This is a genomic window from Microbacterium sp. C-MGS6 (assembly GCF_058140415.1).
In genome coordinates, this window is the sequence record NZ_JBYLRT010000002.1 from 41,178 (window position 1) to 56,489 (window position 15,312).

Genomic DNA, 15,312 nt, shown 5'->3' on the forward strand with positions numbered 1-15,312 from the left:
ATTTAGTGGCTAAACTATTTGCGTGACCCCTATCGTGCTTTTCGGAGCGACAGGGAAGACCGGCCGCCGCGTGCTGACCCGGGCGTTGGATCAAGGTCACGACGTCCGGGTGCTTGTCCGCGACCCGGGAAAGCTGACGGTGTCCTCTCCACGACTCGCGGTGATCCAGGGAAATGTTCTGGATGCTGCGGCGGTGGAGGAGGCGGTAGCGGGTGCGGATGTCGTGCTGAGCGTGTTTGGGCAGGTGAAGGGATCGCCGCCCACGTTGCAGACAGACGGGACCGCGCTGATCGTCGCAGCGATGAAGCGGCACAGTGTGACCCGTATCGTGACACTCTCCGGTGGCGGGCTGCCAGCCCCGCGGGATCGGCCCGGGGTGCCTGACAAGATCATCCGTTTCCTTCTCAAGACACTGTCCGGGCATGTGCTGGAGGATGCCAAGGGGCACCTGTCCGTGCTGGAGACCTCCGGCCTGGAGTGGACAGTTGTCCGTGGTCCGCGGCTGACCGAGCGGCCGGGCACGGGCACGTACCGGGTGGGGTGGGTCGGGGTGAACGCGAGCACGCAGATCAGCCGTGACGACCTAGCGGATTTCATCCTCACTCAGGTCGCTGACCGGACGTTCGTCGGTCAGTTGCCGTTTGTGAGCGCGTAGCCAAGCCATGCAGACCCTCACGTCGGATCGTGCGAGCCAAATCGGCAGCGTTCTGGAAAGGGTCGTGGCACTGGCCCGCGCTCTGGGCGCTCCCCGGTCGACCCCGTTCGGCGACGCGGTGCTGACCCGCACTCAGCTGGACATCCTGTTCGTCCTTTCCCATCACAACGGACCCGTTACCCCTGGCCGACTCGCCGCCACAATGAAGGTCACCGCGGGTGCGATCACTCAGACCATGGATCAATTGCGCGACAAAGGGCTCGTAGCGCAGTCGTCCTCTGAAGCTGACGGCCGGGTGCGGATGTGGGAGCTGACCGAGTCTGCAGCCGGGCAGGTGGCTGAGTTCGAGGCAGCGACCGTTGCGCGCACCGCGCCATGGTTTGCGTCCTTGTCCGCCGAGGAGCTTGACCAGCTGGGCACCCTTCTGCGCAGGATTGGTGCCGACTGATGGGCGCGGTGTTCGTGACCGGCGCAACCGGTACGGTGGGCTCCGCCGTCGTTGAACACCTCCTTCAGCGAGGGCAGCCGGTGATCACGGGCATCCGTGACCTGCACGACGACAAGTCGGTGCCGGGCGCGGTGGAGGCGCGGTCGTTCTCGTTCGATGACGCACCGGACGTGATCGAGCACGCCCTGGAGGGGGCAGATCGGCTGTTCCTGATGCGTCCACCGGCGATCGCGGATGTGCAGGCGAAGCTGTTCCCGGTCATCGGCGCAGCAGTGCGCCGCGGTATCCGTCAGATCGTGTTCCTCTCGCTCCAGGGGGTACAGGCGAACCGGAACACCCCCCACCATGCGGTGGAAAAATACATGCGGCAGGTGCGCAGCCCGTACACGTTCCTGCGGCCGAACTTCTTCATGCAGAACCTGTCCACCACGTACGCCGGCACGATTCGCGAACGCGGCGAGATCTTCGTCCCCGCCGGCCGCTCCCGCACCGCGTTCATCGACGCACGCGACGTCGGCCGAGCCGCCGCGGCCACCCTCACCACGCCGGGACACATCGGAAAGGCCTACACCCTGTCAGGCGAGCAGAGCCTCAGCTACCGGAATGTCGCCACGATCATGACCGACGTGCTCGGCCGACCTATCCGATACGAACGTCCCACAGAAGCCGCCTACTTAGCGCAACTCAGACAGGACGGCGCCCCCGAGGACTACATCGCTGTCCAGAAGATGATCCACAAGGTGGTACGGCTGAACCTCTCAGCGTTCCCGAACCGCTCCATCCAGAAGCTCACCGGGCACCCCGCAACCACCCTGCGGCAGTTCGTCAACGACTACGCCGACATCTGGGAAGCCTGAGCTCAACCGCAGACGAGCACGCCTACACGACACTCTCGATCCACAACGGCACCGACATCACACCGACTCCGATCAAGATCAGGGTGATGCAGAGGAGGATCGATCTCTTTACGGTACCGGTGCTGAGACGCGCCACGAGGACTCATCGATTTCGGCGTCATCGTGGGCGCACCGGGGGAGACGATGGCGTTGACGATCAGCTCGTCACCGACCAGCCGCACCACTCGGGCAAGGATCGGGTCCCCGAGCTCGGCGGTGATCATGCCTCCCACCGGTCGGTCATGTCGGCGGCTTCTTCAACGAGGGCTTCCGCGCGGCGACCCTGGGAAACCAGATCCGGACCGAGCCGGGCGTCGAACAGCGGTCACCCAGCTCCAACTCATCGCATCAAGCCCTAAGAGCCATGGGCTGTGTTGACACCGTGTGTCACGGACGCTCCCACCTGTGTCACCCAACGTCGGTTTGTGTCATCGCAATGCGTTCCCGACAACGACGGCGGGCACTCCCTCGAGGGTCGGATCGAACACTCGCTCGAAGCTGACGTAAGCGGAATTGACGTCGACGTGACCGATCATTTCCGTGGCCTGTGGAACCGGAAGCTAACGGTGACGACACCCCAGATGACGAGCTCTGAGAGCTCGTCGACGACGATATCCGGCCACTCAGAACTCTCCGCGTGCAGCGCCCAGGTCCCCCGCTCCCGGATCAACCGCTTGATCGTGAAATCGCCGTCCAGGACGGCGACGACGATGTCGCCAGCCCGCGGCACCTTCGAGCGGTCGACGAGGACCACGTCGCCGTCGTCGATGCCTGCGAGGATCATGGAGGTGCCGGACACCCTCACCAAGAAGGTCGCGGCCGCGTCCTCGACGAGCAGCTCTGTCAGGTCGATCGGCCCCTGCTCATAGTCCTGCGCAGGGCTGGGGAAACCGCACGCGACAGCGTCGAGCAGTTCACGGAGCTCCATCGTCGTCGGCGGGTTTCGGAGAGGGTACGCATGTACTACATTCATTGCGTCTATCTCCTCTCATACTCGAACGAGTATCCGATAAGTGTAATCGGTGACCCTGCGCCATCAACTGCCCCCGGCTCGCCCAAGGGGTGGCTCGGTATCATGGCTCGTGGCGTCCAGCCCGTTGGTCTTCCAGATGAACTCCAATGTTTGTGTGACCTGACATCCACAATCCGGCTGGGCGCCTTTTCCCTTGCATGGGCGGGTTCCGATACCGTATATTTAGTGTTGTCAGGTTACACAATAGGAGAGTACGGACACTGCCGCCCCTCAGCAGGTTTGCGGGTTCGCCGTCCGATCTTTCCGCGCCCGCTCACCCATGGTGAGTGACGAACGGAGTTCCATGTCTCGCAAGAAGACCAGCCTCGCAGCCCTCATCCCGCTCACGATCGCCGTGGTGGCAACCACCGTGCTGCTGCCAAGTTGGGCGCCTTCCCCCGCGCCCGCGCCGAGCCCGATCACTCCCTCGTCGACCTCGACGCCGACGGCCACCCCAGCACCGCCGGCCGCAGCGGAACCCTCCTCGCCGGCGAACGAGTACACCGCGGCGGCAGCTTCCGCCGCGGCGCTGCCCCTCATCACCCCGGAGGAGCTCGCCATGGTTCCCGAGTACCGCCGGGCGTCCTTCGGCGACGCCTGGATCGATATCGACGGGAACGGATGCCGGCAGCGTGACGACGTTCTCGCTCGTGACCTGGTCGACGTGGTCCGGGACGCGAAGGGGTGCACAGTCCTCTCCGGCGTGCTGGAGCACGATCCGTACACAGGTCAGCGGATCACCTTCCAGCACGATCGGGTTACCCAGCCAGGCAACCGAGGCTCGCAGGGCGTGCAGATCGAGCACATCGTCAGCCTCAAGGCTGCACACGTCGGCGGCGCCTGGGCGTGGAACCCGGAGCAGCGCCTCGAGTTCGCGAACACCCTGGAGAACGTGATCGCCGTCGACGGCAGCGCCAATGAGTCGAAGGGCGACGACGGCCCGGCCGAATGGCTTCCGCCGGCAGAGACCGGCTATCTCTGCACGTACGTGCTCAAGTACACCCAGATCGTTCAGCACTGGGGTCTCGCGGTGGACGGTGCCGATCGGGACGCCCTGGTGCGCACCCTCATCGCCTGCGGAGACCCGTCATGAACGCCGCGGACCGGCTCGAGGACTCGTTCCCGCACGGCACCCTCGACGGATACCGTGACGGATGCCGGAGCTCGCAGTGCCCGGCCCTGATCTCCTGCCGCGACGTCCACCGCAGGTACAGCGGCGACTTCGCGTTCAAGAAGGCGATCGATGCCGGCGCCACGCTCGACGAGATCCTGCAGGGCGACGAGGAGCGTCGTGCCGCCTGGCGTGCGGGCGACCGCGAAGCCGCTCGTGCTCTACGGCATGAGGAGAGCGGAGATGCTCCGCAGCGGGCGTCGGCGCCGGTACGGAAGCCCTCACCCCAGCGCACCACCGCCGAGGCCACGCGGAAGCCAGTGCGGCCGCACCGGGCTACGCCGGCGCCGAGGTCCTCCGCGCCGGCATCTGGCACAGGCGGCTCTATTGCCGGCGGGGAGCCGGCCTGGGCTCCGCAGCTGAGGCAGCTCCACGCGGACAAGCGCACGGACCCGGAGATCGCCGCGGCGCTCGGAGTCGCAACGAGCACGGCAGCGAGCCGACGACGGAGGCTGCAGCTCTCCGCCAACAGAGCCCGGAGGCCGAAAGCCGCTGAGGCGCCTCGCGCGCGGCGCGTCGACATGCGCGGCGAGATCAGCCGGCTGCACGGGCTCCGGTACACGGATGCTGAGATCGCGGCCGAGCTCGGAGTCTCGGCCCCTTGGATCGGCGCATTGCGTCGTGAGCTCAAGCTCCAGCCGCATCGCCGCACCCGCTCGAAGTGGGACGGCGTCGAACTGCAGCCCTGCGGGACGAATGCCGCCTACGTACGCGGTTGCCATTGCGACGCCTGCGAGGAGGCGCATCGGACCTATCACCGGGAGTATGTCGCGCGGCGGCGGTCCGAGGGGATCCCCGCGGAGAATCACGGAACCGCGTATGGATACCAGCTGGGCTGCCACGACCGCGAGCGCTGCCCCGCGTCCCCGACCTGCTCCGACGCATCGATCGCAGAGGAACGGCGCCGGCGGCGTGAAGCCGGAATCCCGGAGCAGCCGCCCCGCGTCGACGCGCAACCGGTGCGGGAGCACGTTCGAGCGCTCATGAGCAACGGCTACAGCCTCAAGACGATCGCTGCGAAGGCGGAGATCTCCCTGTCCGGACTCGGCACGCTGCTGTACGGGCGCTCGGGCGCACGCAAGGGCGAGTTGGCGGTGAAGATCGACGCCACAAAGGCGACGCAACTCCTCGATCTCACCTGATTGCTCGACCGGCCGAACCCCTCACGCAGCTGCAGCTGGATCTTCATCGAGCCAGTGCGCGGGAGTCCTGTCTGCCCAGACCTCGAGCACGGTCGCATCGAGGCCGTAGTACTCGGCGATCGCGTGGGCGCTCTTGTAGAGGATCAGGCATCCGAGTCGCACTTGGAAGTCGAGGATGTCGAGGTCGACCGGGTATGACCATGACGTCACGCCCTCGGACTCCTCCGCCATCGATTGCGTCGCCAGCGAGACTACCGACGGGTGCGACCGGTCAGATAGGACGTCGTAGATGCCGCTGCCCTTGGTGAAGTTGAGCGAGATGAAGAGATCAATCGCCTGCCCCAGACCCAGCATCGACTGGCCGCCGATCCTCCACTCCCCGATCTGGTCGGGCTTTTCGAGAGGCGTGTGCACGTCGGCGTACAGCACACCGATCCGGCGCAGCAGGTCGTCTCGCAGGCGCTTAAGGGCCTTCTCGCGCGGACCTGAATACTTGCTCGCGGTGTACTTCTCCCGCTGCAGCGCCGAGGCATGCTCCAGCAGCGCCCGGGCCGCTCGACGCGACGCGGTGCCGCTGCCCGTCATCGGCTCAAGCAGCCACGCCACGCGACCAGCATGCTCGAGCTCGGCACGCACCAGCGGCCACACCGCCAACGGCACCATCGGCTCGGCGCGCAACTGGGTCCCGACCGCATGAAGCAGCAGCGCGATCGCATCGACCATCCGGCCCGCTATCTGCCCGGCCGCATGCCCGACGTGCGGCACGTCCGGCCGCAGCTCACGCTGGGCCTCTTCCGCGTCGCGGGCCGCCGGCGAACCCGGGCGGGCGCCCGTGCCGACCTGCTGGGCGAGGAGGCGCCAGGCGGCCACGAGGGTATCGCTCAGGTCTGCGAGCTCGGCGGCGCCGAGTTTCTTTTCGGGTCCAGCAGTCATATGCAGCGGCCGTTCTACTCCGGGGGCACGAACACCCTCATTGTGACCGAGGATCCAGGGGTTCGGCAGCGGGGCGTATGGGGGTCTAACGCTTCCTGTTCGCGAACGGCCATCGCTCATAGACGTCTGCGAATGCCGACCGGTAGCGGATCTCGACGTCTTCGGCGGACTCACCGGGCGTCAGCGCCCACGCCACGAGGAGCTCGTCCTGATCCGCCAGCTGCCAGATCGAGCGCCCGCCCTGATGACTCGACCCCTTCCGGGCGTATTGGCCCAGGCGCTTGCGAAGGCCGCCGACCTTGGCCTCAGCCTTGCCGATGTACATCACGGGAGTCCCTGGCACCCATCGCGCCTCGAGATCGTCCAACGGGTATGCCGAGCCCGCTCGAGCGCGCGTCACCTCGAGGATCTCCGGCGGCGTGAGAGCCGTGCGCAGCACGATGTAGATCCCCGCCTCCCGAGGCACCTCTGAGCTCGCGAGATCTCCGAAGGCGACGAAGCCTTTGAACCCGACTGCTTCGAGCGACGCCCGATCCCAGGACGCCGGCAGCGGCAGCGCGTCGACGACCATCAGCGGGTCGCGTAGGCGATCTTGATCTCCCGGGAGATGCGGCCCTTGTCCGCGACCGTGTAGCCGTTGGCGCGCGCCCACTGCCGGATCTCCTCGAGCTGGCCGGCCATGAACTTCGCCGACTCGGCGGAGCGGGCCTTTGTCAGACGACGGCCTGCTTCAACATACGGAGCGAGCGCGGCGGCGAGCTCGTCGGTATGCGCGGCGCTCAGGTCGATCTCGTAGTCGCGGCCGTCGAGCCCGAAACGAACGGTCCGCCCTTCGACTCCAAGTTCTGCACCGTCGAGGTCGTCAATGAGCTGGTGAATGATCTGGCGCGCCATGCGGTCACGATATCCCAGCGCGCAACCCCCGCTCGGCATCCATACCGGCCACAAGACCGATGTCGAGACCTTTACCCCAACTGTGTTGACAGCACATCTCCCAAACCCGTATATTTAGCGCTGTCAGGTTACACATTTCACAGGAGGTTGAGATGGAAGTCGTCATCGTCCCCACGGACACGATCGATCTGCTGATCACCGCGGCCATGCTCGGGTTCCGCCCCGATGATTCGCGTGCGGCCGCGCAGCCCCAGCAGATCCTTGAGCTGGCCGACAGGTACGGCCAGAGCCTCGTCGACGAGAATCACGCATCGGTGTCAGCGGCGCGAGGCGTCCCGTTCCCGGCGCCCCGATATCAGTGGACTCCGGTCTTCGATCTTCTCTGGCGAGAGGACCGTGCCGACCTGGTCACCGACGAACAGGCGCTGCAGCTCGAGCGCAGTCAGCTGCTCGTCGTGGAGAACTCGCGCGAGCACGATGGCTGGGAGGGCAGCCTCGCCGAGCGGTTCATGGATCGCCTGGCTTCCGCGCTGTCGGGACGCCTGCGCGACTGGCCGCTGGAGCCGGATCCGGAGAACGCCGGCGTGCTCGAGCACCGCGGCCTCAGTGAGCTCGACGGTCGCTGGACCCGCACCTCGGGCTCATCGCAAGCGGCTGGCGCCACGAACGCCGGAGGCCGCGATGACCGTTGAGATCCTTCAGGACGACCCTGAGCTCGACGAGCTTGTGCGCCGCTCGCAGAAGGTCATCCGCACGCTGGTCTTCTTGCTCATCAGCGCGGGAGCGATCGCCTTCGCGTGGTTCGCTCGAGAGTGGCTCTGGCACTTCACCGTGCTGCTGCTGCTGACCGTGTCCACGGCGGTGCTCTTGGTGATCGCGATCGCCTCGATCGTGGATGCCCTCCAGGACCGCTGAAGACGAGAAAGGCCCCGGAGGATGCAGCACCTCCGGGGCCTGGCGACGGGGGGCGTCGCACCACCCCATTGTCTCATATATGAAAGCCGCAGCCCCGGGACAGGGCACGATTGGATCAGGGAGTGACGATGACTGCACAAGAGCTGTCGACCGAAGAGATCGACGCGCTGCGAGGACGCCTTCGCGACGTCGCGAGCTCGATCGCACGCGCGGAGGCCGATCGTGCGCAGCTCCGGCAGGAGCAGCTCGACCAGGTCGTCGTGGCTCTGCAGCACGGAGAAAGCGTCAGCCAGGCGGCACGCGAGAGCGGCCTGAGCCGCACATGGTTGCTGCAGGCGACACCGCGCCTCCCGGAGCTTCCTGCCACACAGAAGGACCCAAGGCGGCGTGAGGCTGCCGTCACGAGGATCCGCGAGATCCGCGAAGCGCTGGAGCGGCACGAGCCGGAGCTCGCCGAGGCACGGACGCTGCGGGATGATCTCATCCGGGCATTGGCGCCGGCGATGGGGCGGTACAAGCTGCCGCAGCAGGACGTGGCCGATGATGCGGGGATCTCTTCCGAGTGGATCCGGCGGCTCCTGAAAACGAAGTGAGACAGCTGGTGCTATGGGGGGCTTATGAACGTGGAGAGATCGCCCGCGATGCCTATCCCCTTTGGTGCTAGCTATCGAGGTCCTCGGGGGCCGCTAGCCTGAGAGGCGCGAGCGCCGGGTGCGGTTCGCACCGCTGAGCAAGGAGAGCTGTGACCCGCATCTTCGACAACATCGAGTTGAGTCTCGGTGGCCAACTCGTTGAGACCTTCCGAGAGTCCAACCGCATCGACGCGGCCGTTGGCTACTTCAACATCCGTGGATGGAAGCTGTTTGGCGACGTCATCACAGAGCGGGAACCACAAAAGACACCTATCGCACGGGTGCTCATCGGAATGGTGCATGGGGAGCCGGAGGATCAGGTGCTCGACTACCTCCAGCGCACACTGGAGGGGGCGCCGCTCGAGGATCCGATCGACCGGAAGACAGCTCAGGCTCGTCAGCAGCAGGCGAAGCTCAAGTTCCGCCAGCAACTAATGCGCGGAGCGCCCTCGGCCCAAGATGAGGCGACCATTCGCGAACTCCGAGAGCAGCTCTCCGATGGCCGTGTAGCTATCAAGCTCTTCACTCGCCGACCTCTTCATGGCAAGACCTACATCTGCCACCGTACGGACAATGTCACGCCCATCGTCGCCTACGTCGGATCGTCAAATCTCACCACCGCCGGTCTATCGAACAATTACGAGCTCAACGTGGATGTCGTCGATTCCGGCGGCGCTGCGAAACTGGACGACTGGTTCGAGGAGCGCTGGAACGATAAGTTCTCGATCGATGTCACAGAGGATCTGATCGAGGTCATCGATGAGTCGTGGGCCAGCGAGACCCCGCTGACTCCCTACGAGGTCTATCTCAAGGTGTGCTGGCACCTCTCTCGCGACGTTCGCGAGGGACTCATCGAGTACACGCTGCCGCCGTCGATGCGGAATCAGTTGCTCGAGTACCAGGAGAGCGCCGTCAAGACACTGTCTCGCCGCATCATGACCAAGGGTGGGGCGATGCTCGGCGATGTCGTTGGTCTCGGCAAGACGATCACTGCCACCGCGACCGCGATGATGCTCAACGAGGCTGAGGGCTACCGCACGCTGATCGTGTGTCCCGTGAACCTCGTCAAGATGTGGGAGGACTACCGAGAGCGGTACGAGCTGAACGCCACAGTCGTGCCCTACAGCATGGCCGCGAAGCGACTCCCCGAGCTCGGTCGCTACCAGTTCGTCATCGTCGACGAGTCGCACACGCTGCGCAACGACACCCGGCAGGACTACCAGGCCATGGCCGAGTACATCCGCAACTACGACTGCCGGGTGCTGCTGCTGACAGCCACGCCCTACAACATCCGGTTCAAGGACGTCGGCAACCAGCTCGGGCTCTACATCGACCCGGATGACGACCTCGGGCTGCAGCCCGTCGTGGCGATGTCCAAAGATGACCGGTTCGCCGAGCGCCTGGACGGCAAAACCAGCACGCTCGAGGCGTTCAAGCGCAGCGAAGAGCCGGACGACTGGAAGCGACTGATGAGCGAGCACCTCATCCGCCGCACCCGCTCATTCGTCCGCAAGAACTACGCCCTCGTCGACGAGAACGGCAAGGAGTATCTGACCTTCGCCAACGGGGCCCGCTTCACCTTCCCCGCCCGAGTACCCAAGCCGCTCGTACATTCCTTCGGCGCCAACGACCCCGCCGCGAAGATGGAGTCGGTCGAGACCCTGGACACCATCGACCACCTGCTGCTGCCGCGATACAACCTGGCTGCGTACCTCAAGAAGGCGCTCACGCCGACGCCGGAGGAGAAGCGGATCATCGAGCGCTTCGAGCGCGGCAGCGGCCACCTGATCGGATTCGTCCGCAGCGGCCTCTACAAGCGCCTGTCGAGCTGCGGCTACTCGTTCATGCTCTCCCTGCAGCGGCACATCGCGCGCAACAACCTCTACCTCTACGCCGTCGAGAACGACCTCGAGGTGCCCTTGGGAACCCTCCTCGACGTGATGCTGACTGCCAGCGAAACCGATGACGATGCCGAGGAGGACTACGAGGGTGCCGAGCCCCCGGTCGTCGGCGACGGCAAGAGCGAGTACGAGGCGCTGCGGGCTTCCGCACCAAAGTCCGTGAGGTGGATCCGCTCAAGCGTGTTCACACCCCAGCTGCTCGATGACCTCCGCGCCGACACTGAGGCGCTGACGGCGCTGATGGCCGACTTCGGCGAATGGACCCCCGCAGTCGACTCCAAGCTCGACGAGCTCGTCAAGCTGCTCACGGAAACACACCCCAACGACAAGGTGCTGATCTTCACCGAGTACAAGGACACGGCCAACTACGTCGCCTCCGCCCTCCAGGCCGCAGGCATCAACCGGGTGGGCATCGCCAGCGGCGAAACGAACAACCCGACCGAGATCGCACGCCGCTTCTCCCCCCTGTCCAACATGCTCGGATCCGCAGCCCTCGAGGCCATCGACCCGGCGAAGGTTATCGACCCGAGCGCCGAGTACCGCGTGCTGGTCGCCACCGACGTGCTCTCCGAAGGGCAGAACCTCCAGGACGCACACATCGTGGTCAACTACGACCTGCCCTGGGCGATCATCCGGCTCATCCAGCGCGCCGGCCGCGTCGATCGAGTCGGCCAGAAATCCGACGAGGTCCTCATCTACTCGCTCTGGCACGACGGCGTTGAACAGGTGCTGAACCTGCGCCAGCGCATCTCGGAGCGCCTGCACGCCAACGCAGAAGTGTTCGGCTCCGACGAGCAGTTCTTCGGCTCCGAAGAAGAGGTGAAGATCATCGAGGACCTCTACAAGGGCAAGCTCGACGACAACGAGCTCGACAATGAAGTCGACGCCTCCAGCCTCGCCTACGAAGTCTGGAGCGCGGCAGAAGAGAACACCCCGGAACTCGCCGCGCGCGTCCGGGACCTGCCAGACCTCGTCTACTCGACCAGGCCATCACTATCCGACCGCGACATCGACGGCGTGGTCTGCTACGTCCGCACCGAGAACGATAACGACGGATTCGGGTTCGGCTCCGCTGCCGGGATCCGACTGCTCACCGGCCAGGAAGCTCTCACACGGTTCCGCTGCGAACCGGACACCCCCGCGCTCACGGCCCGCACCGACCACTTCCCCCTGCTGATGCAGATGGCACAGGGCAACCTCATCCAGAGCGGCAACATCGAGGGCCGACTCAGCGGCGTTCGCAAGCGCGTCTGGAACCGTCTCAACGGCGCCATGGCAGCCGGGAAGACGGAGGTCGCCGAGGCACTCGAGGCGATCTTCACCCGCCCCCTCACCAAGGAAGCGGAGAAGCGGTTCACAACCGCGCTCGCTGCCCGTACGGACGTCGACGACCTCGCCGACCTGCTCGTTCTGCTACATCGCGACAAGCGCCTGGTGATCGACCTCGCAGCCGTAGACCCGATCCACATCGTCTGCTCAATGGGAGTGGTGGCATGAGCGCAACCGAGCGCATGAAGCTCGTCAACGCAGGCAAGTTCCAGACACTCTTCCTCGAGGAACTCGGCTGGGACCGCCCCGACCTCCCACCGCTCAAGATCACGATCGACGAGCGGATCTACACCCTCGAGCAGGTGGCCGGCTATTCCGGCCTGCGTGTCTGGCTCTGCAAGGAGCTCCCCTCCGCGCGCACACAGCGCCTCATTGACCAGCAGGTGCGCAAGGTCTCCGACGCACGACTGCTGATCTTCGCCGACGATACCCACCAAGAATGGCGCTGGCTCCAGACCGCCGACGCCGAGGGCGTCGGCCACCCCCGACTGGCCCTCCACCGCCACCACGTCGGCACCACGAACGAGGCCCTCAACCAGCGACTTGGCACCATAGAGATCCCTCTCAACGAGAACTGGACCCTCATCGAGGTCCTCCGCCGTATGCGCGCCGCATTTGACGCCGACGTCGTCACCCGCCGCTTCTACGACCAGTTCATCCGCCGCCAGCGCGCACTCCGCGACGTCATCGAGGGCATCGACGACGACGCCGAGCGCGAGTGGTACTCGGCCCTGCTGATGAACCGCCTGATGTTCATCTACTTCATGCAGAAGAAGTCGTTCATGGACAACGACACCAACTACCTCCGCAACCGTCTCAACCGACTGCGGGACATGGTCGGCGACGGGCAATTCTACGGCTTCTATCGCGACTTCCTGCTGCCGATGTTCCACAAGGGACTAGGCGACAAGCACCACGGGTACCCCAGCGAGAGCATCCGCGAACTGGTCGGGGACGTTCCCTACATCAACGGCGGCATCTTCTCTGAGCATGAACTCGAGCGCGACAACACGATCAACGTGCCCGACGAGATCTTCACCACCATCTTTGACCTGTTCGACCGATTTCAGTGGCACCTCGACGACCGCCCGACCGCCGCCCAGAACGAGATCAACCCCGACGTCCTCGGCTACATCTTCGAGCAATTCGTCAACGAAAAGGAGAGCCAAGACAACCGCGGCTCAGACAAGGGCGCCTACTACACGAAGGAGGACGTCACCCACTTCATGGCCAGCAACACCATGGTGCCCGTCTTCCTCGAGCGGCTCATCCAGCGCACCGGCGTCAACCCCTGGCGCTACGTGCGCGAATCCCCTGAGACATACATCTGGGCCAGCCTCGCGTGGGGCGCCGATCGTCCCCTCCCGCCCGAGATCGAAGCGCTACGCAACGACCGCGACCGGCCGCTCTGGAGCGCCGTGGCCGATGACACCCTCGCACTCCCTGGCGAGACCTGGTGGGAAGTCGACCGGCGCCGCCAGGAGCATGCAAAGGTCCTCTCTGCGGCACGCGCCGGCGAGATCGACACCGTCAACCGCGCCGTCACCGAGAACATCGACCTCGAGCAGCTCGCAATCGACACCATTGACCAGCTCAACGCTCCCGAGCAGGCACTCGCGGCGTGGGAGATTCTCACTGCGTTGCGCGTGATCGACCCGACCTGCGGCTCGGGGGCGTTTCTCTTCGCGGGCCTGCGGATTCTCCAGCCCCTATACGAGGCCACTCTGGATGCCCTGGAGCGCCATGTGCGTTCGACTGACTTCCCCGCTGGCGAGGCGCTGTTGGCGAAGGTGGACGATCACGCGAACCGCGAGTACTTCGTCCTTAAGCACGCCACACTGTCGAACCTCTACGGCGTAGACATCATGCGTGAGGCGGTCGAGATCGCCCGCCTGCGTCTGTTCCTCAAGTTGGTAGCGACGATCGACGATCGTAATGACCTCGAGCCACTGCCCGACCTCGATTTCAACATCAAGGCCGGTAACGCGCTTGTCGGTGCGCTCACCGAGGATTCATTGGAGAAGGACGTCGCCGACTGGTATTTGATGCCGCGCGTCGCAGAGGTGCGGAAATCAGCCGCACGCATTGCTCTCGCCTACTCAGCGTTCCGAGAGGGCCAAGAGAGTGGCGACACGGACCCGGCGCATCGCCGTCAGCTCGTCGACCTGCTCAACGAAGTGCGAACTCACGTCGATGAGCTCTACCACTCGGCAATCCAGTTCACTCAGAGTGAGCCGCTTCCGCTCGCCTCATGGGTAGAGACTCATCACCCGTTCCACTGGTTCGTCGAGTTCCCGGAGGTGTTCCATCAAGGTGGGTTCGACGTCGTCATTGGCAACCCGCCCTACGTCAACCGGCGAGAACTCAGCTACCGCATCACCGGCTTCGAGACGGACAACGTCGATGACATCTACGCCTCGTGCTGCGAGCGCTCGGCGCAGATCACGCGCCCCGACGGCCGGCTCAGCTTGATCGTTCCGATCCGAAGCCAGTTCGGCGATCGCGACGAGTCTCTGCGGAAGTACTACGAGGAGCGATTCGACGCACTCTGGGTGAGCACCTTCCAAGAGCGTCCGGCCGCGCTGTTCCAGGTGAAGGTGCGGAGCACGATCATCACTGCTGCGGGGCACGGGAAGGTGTCCGAGTTGCGCACGACGCTCACCCACAGCTGGATCGAGGCGTTCCGTCCGCATCTGATGGCGACGCTGCGATACTCGCTGCGGCCAGCCGGCTCGAGGACCCCGAACTGGATGCGCGCCAGCAGTGATGCGATGTTCGAGCTGATCGACACGCTTCTCTCGAGGGGAACGGTCACCTCGACGCCGCTCGTCCGTGTGAGCGAATATTCGGTCGGGTTCAAGAAGACCGCAACGTACTTCCTGAGCACCTACACGGTGCCCCCGGTCACCTATGACAAGACGACGCATGCCACCGTGCCGCTCAACGAGGGGAAGTTGTTCGTTCAGAACCGCAAGGATCAGCTAGCGGTGAGCGCGATCGCTGCATCCCGGCTGGCGTTCTTGTGGTGGACATTCACGGGGGACTGCTTCAACGTCACCAAGAGCGCGATGTCGCAGATCCCGTTCTCTCCCCACGCATACGGGCAAGACACGTTCGACGCTCTAGTTGAGCTCGGCGAGAAGATTGAAGAGTCGCTGACGGGTGTGCGCTCGTGGGATCTCAACTCCGGGAAGTACGTGGGTGGATACGCGGTGCCCGAGCTGCGGCATCTCACCGGCCAGGCCGACGTGATCATGCTGGAGGCGATTGGTCGGGCAGACCTGTTGCCGGAAGTTCAGTACGCGCACGCTCGCATGAATAAGAGCACAGGCATCTCGGCCACCACGTTGCGGCAGCTCCCATTCGAGGTCGACAGCTGACGCA

General features: G+C 65.0%; 15 protein-coding genes. 10 read left to right on the top strand and 5 right to left on the bottom strand.

Annotated features, from left to right (window positions below; all coding sequences use genetic code 11):
* The first annotated feature begins 22 nt into the window (after nucleotides 1-22).
* The 3 genes from AC3B5L_RS17480 to AC3B5L_RS17490 are packed head-to-tail and all read left to right on the top strand — an operon-like array spanning nucleotide 23 to nucleotide 1,960.
* On the top strand, nucleotides 23-655 hold the full coding sequence (locus tag AC3B5L_RS17480; protein WP_490096470.1) for an NAD(P)-dependent oxidoreductase: 633 nt from the start codon (nucleotides 23-25) through the stop codon (nucleotides 653-655).
* Between the two features lie 7 nt (nucleotides 656-662).
* Entirely contained in the window at nucleotides 663-1,103 is a 441-nt protein-coding gene (locus tag AC3B5L_RS17485) for a MarR family winged helix-turn-helix transcriptional regulator (protein ID WP_490096471.1), read from the top strand.
* The gene (locus AC3B5L_RS17490; protein ID WP_490096472.1) at nucleotides 1,103-1,960 is read left to right on the top strand and encodes an SDR family oxidoreductase; all 858 of its coding nucleotides are present in this window, start codon (nucleotides 1,103-1,105) and stop codon (nucleotides 1,958-1,960) included. Before AC3B5L_RS17485 ends, AC3B5L_RS17490 begins: the two co-directional genes overlap by 1 nt.
* 2 nt (nucleotides 1,961-1,962) lie before the next feature.
* Here AC3B5L_RS17490 and AC3B5L_RS17495 read toward each other — a convergent pair whose 3' ends face one another.
* Nucleotides 1,963-2,223 carry a hypothetical protein gene (locus AC3B5L_RS17495; protein ID WP_490096473.1) on the bottom strand — a complete coding sequence of 87 codons (261 nt, stop codon included), beginning with the start codon at nucleotides 2,221-2,223 and terminating at the stop codon, nucleotides 1,963-1,965.
* A gap of 308 nt (nucleotides 2,224-2,531) precedes the next feature.
* Nucleotides 2,532-2,927: a LexA family protein gene (locus AC3B5L_RS17500; protein ID WP_490096474.1), complete on the bottom strand. Its 396-nt coding sequence runs from the start codon at nucleotides 2,925-2,927 to the stop codon at nucleotides 2,532-2,534.
* A gap of 388 nt (nucleotides 2,928-3,315) precedes the next feature.
* On the opposite strand from AC3B5L_RS17500, the gene AC3B5L_RS17505 reads away from it, so the two are divergent.
* The gene (locus AC3B5L_RS17505; RefSeq protein WP_490096475.1) at nucleotides 3,316-4,104 is read left to right on the top strand and encodes an HNH endonuclease family protein; all 789 of its coding nucleotides are present in this window, start codon (nucleotides 3,316-3,318) and stop codon (nucleotides 4,102-4,104) included.
* On the top strand, nucleotides 4,101-5,324 hold the full coding sequence (locus AC3B5L_RS17510) for a hypothetical protein (protein WP_490096476.1): 1,224 nt from the start codon (nucleotides 4,101-4,103) through the stop codon (nucleotides 5,322-5,324). Before AC3B5L_RS17505 ends, AC3B5L_RS17510 begins: the two co-directional genes overlap by 4 nt.
* Before the next feature lie 21 nt (nucleotides 5,325-5,345).
* Here the strand turns inward: AC3B5L_RS17510 and AC3B5L_RS17515 are convergent, their stop codons facing one another.
* From AC3B5L_RS17515 to AC3B5L_RS17525, 3 genes are all read right to left on the bottom strand, one after another.
* Complete coding sequence (locus tag AC3B5L_RS17515; protein ID WP_490096477.1) at nucleotides 5,346-6,257, bottom strand: hypothetical protein; 912 nt, start codon at nucleotides 6,255-6,257, stop codon at nucleotides 5,346-5,348.
* Between the two features lie 85 nt (nucleotides 6,258-6,342).
* The gene (locus tag AC3B5L_RS17520; protein WP_490096478.1) at nucleotides 6,343-6,828 is read right to left on the bottom strand and encodes a hypothetical protein; all 486 of its coding nucleotides are present in this window, start codon (nucleotides 6,826-6,828) and stop codon (nucleotides 6,343-6,345) included.
* Nucleotides 6,828-7,151 (bottom strand): histone-like nucleoid-structuring protein Lsr2, encoded by a 324-nt coding sequence (locus AC3B5L_RS17525; protein WP_490096479.1) that lies wholly within the window; start codon nucleotides 7,149-7,151, stop codon nucleotides 6,828-6,830. Before AC3B5L_RS17525 ends, AC3B5L_RS17520 begins: the two co-directional genes overlap by 1 nt.
* A gap of 152 nt (nucleotides 7,152-7,303) precedes the next feature.
* On the opposite strand from AC3B5L_RS17525, the gene AC3B5L_RS17530 reads away from it, so the two are divergent.
* The 5 genes from AC3B5L_RS17530 (at nucleotide 7,304) to AC3B5L_RS17550 (ending at nucleotide 15,308) form a co-directional block, all read left to right on the top strand.
* A complete protein-coding gene (locus tag AC3B5L_RS17530; protein WP_490096480.1) occupies nucleotides 7,304-7,843 on the top strand; it encodes a hypothetical protein in 540 nt (179 codons plus the stop codon).
* Nucleotides 7,833-8,066, top strand: a complete 234-nt coding sequence (locus AC3B5L_RS17535) for a hypothetical protein (RefSeq protein WP_490096481.1) — start codon at nucleotides 7,833-7,835, stop codon at nucleotides 8,064-8,066. Before AC3B5L_RS17530 ends, AC3B5L_RS17535 begins: the two co-directional genes overlap by 11 nt.
* Nucleotides 8,067-8,194: 128 nt before the next feature.
* A complete protein-coding gene (locus AC3B5L_RS17540) occupies nucleotides 8,195-8,659 on the top strand; it encodes a hypothetical protein (RefSeq protein WP_490096482.1) in 465 nt (154 codons plus the stop codon).
* Between the two features lie 149 nt (nucleotides 8,660-8,808).
* The gene (locus AC3B5L_RS17545; protein ID WP_490096483.1) at nucleotides 8,809-12,096 is read left to right on the top strand and encodes a helicase-related protein; all 3,288 of its coding nucleotides are present in this window, start codon (nucleotides 8,809-8,811) and stop codon (nucleotides 12,094-12,096) included.
* Nucleotides 12,093-15,308 carry an Eco57I restriction-modification methylase domain-containing protein gene (locus tag AC3B5L_RS17550; RefSeq protein WP_490096484.1) on the top strand — a complete coding sequence of 1,072 codons (3,216 nt, stop codon included), beginning with the start codon at nucleotides 12,093-12,095 and terminating at the stop codon, nucleotides 15,306-15,308. The genes AC3B5L_RS17545 and AC3B5L_RS17550 overlap by 4 nt, the downstream gene beginning before the upstream one ends.
* The last annotated feature ends 4 nt before the right edge of the window (nucleotides 15,309-15,312 follow it).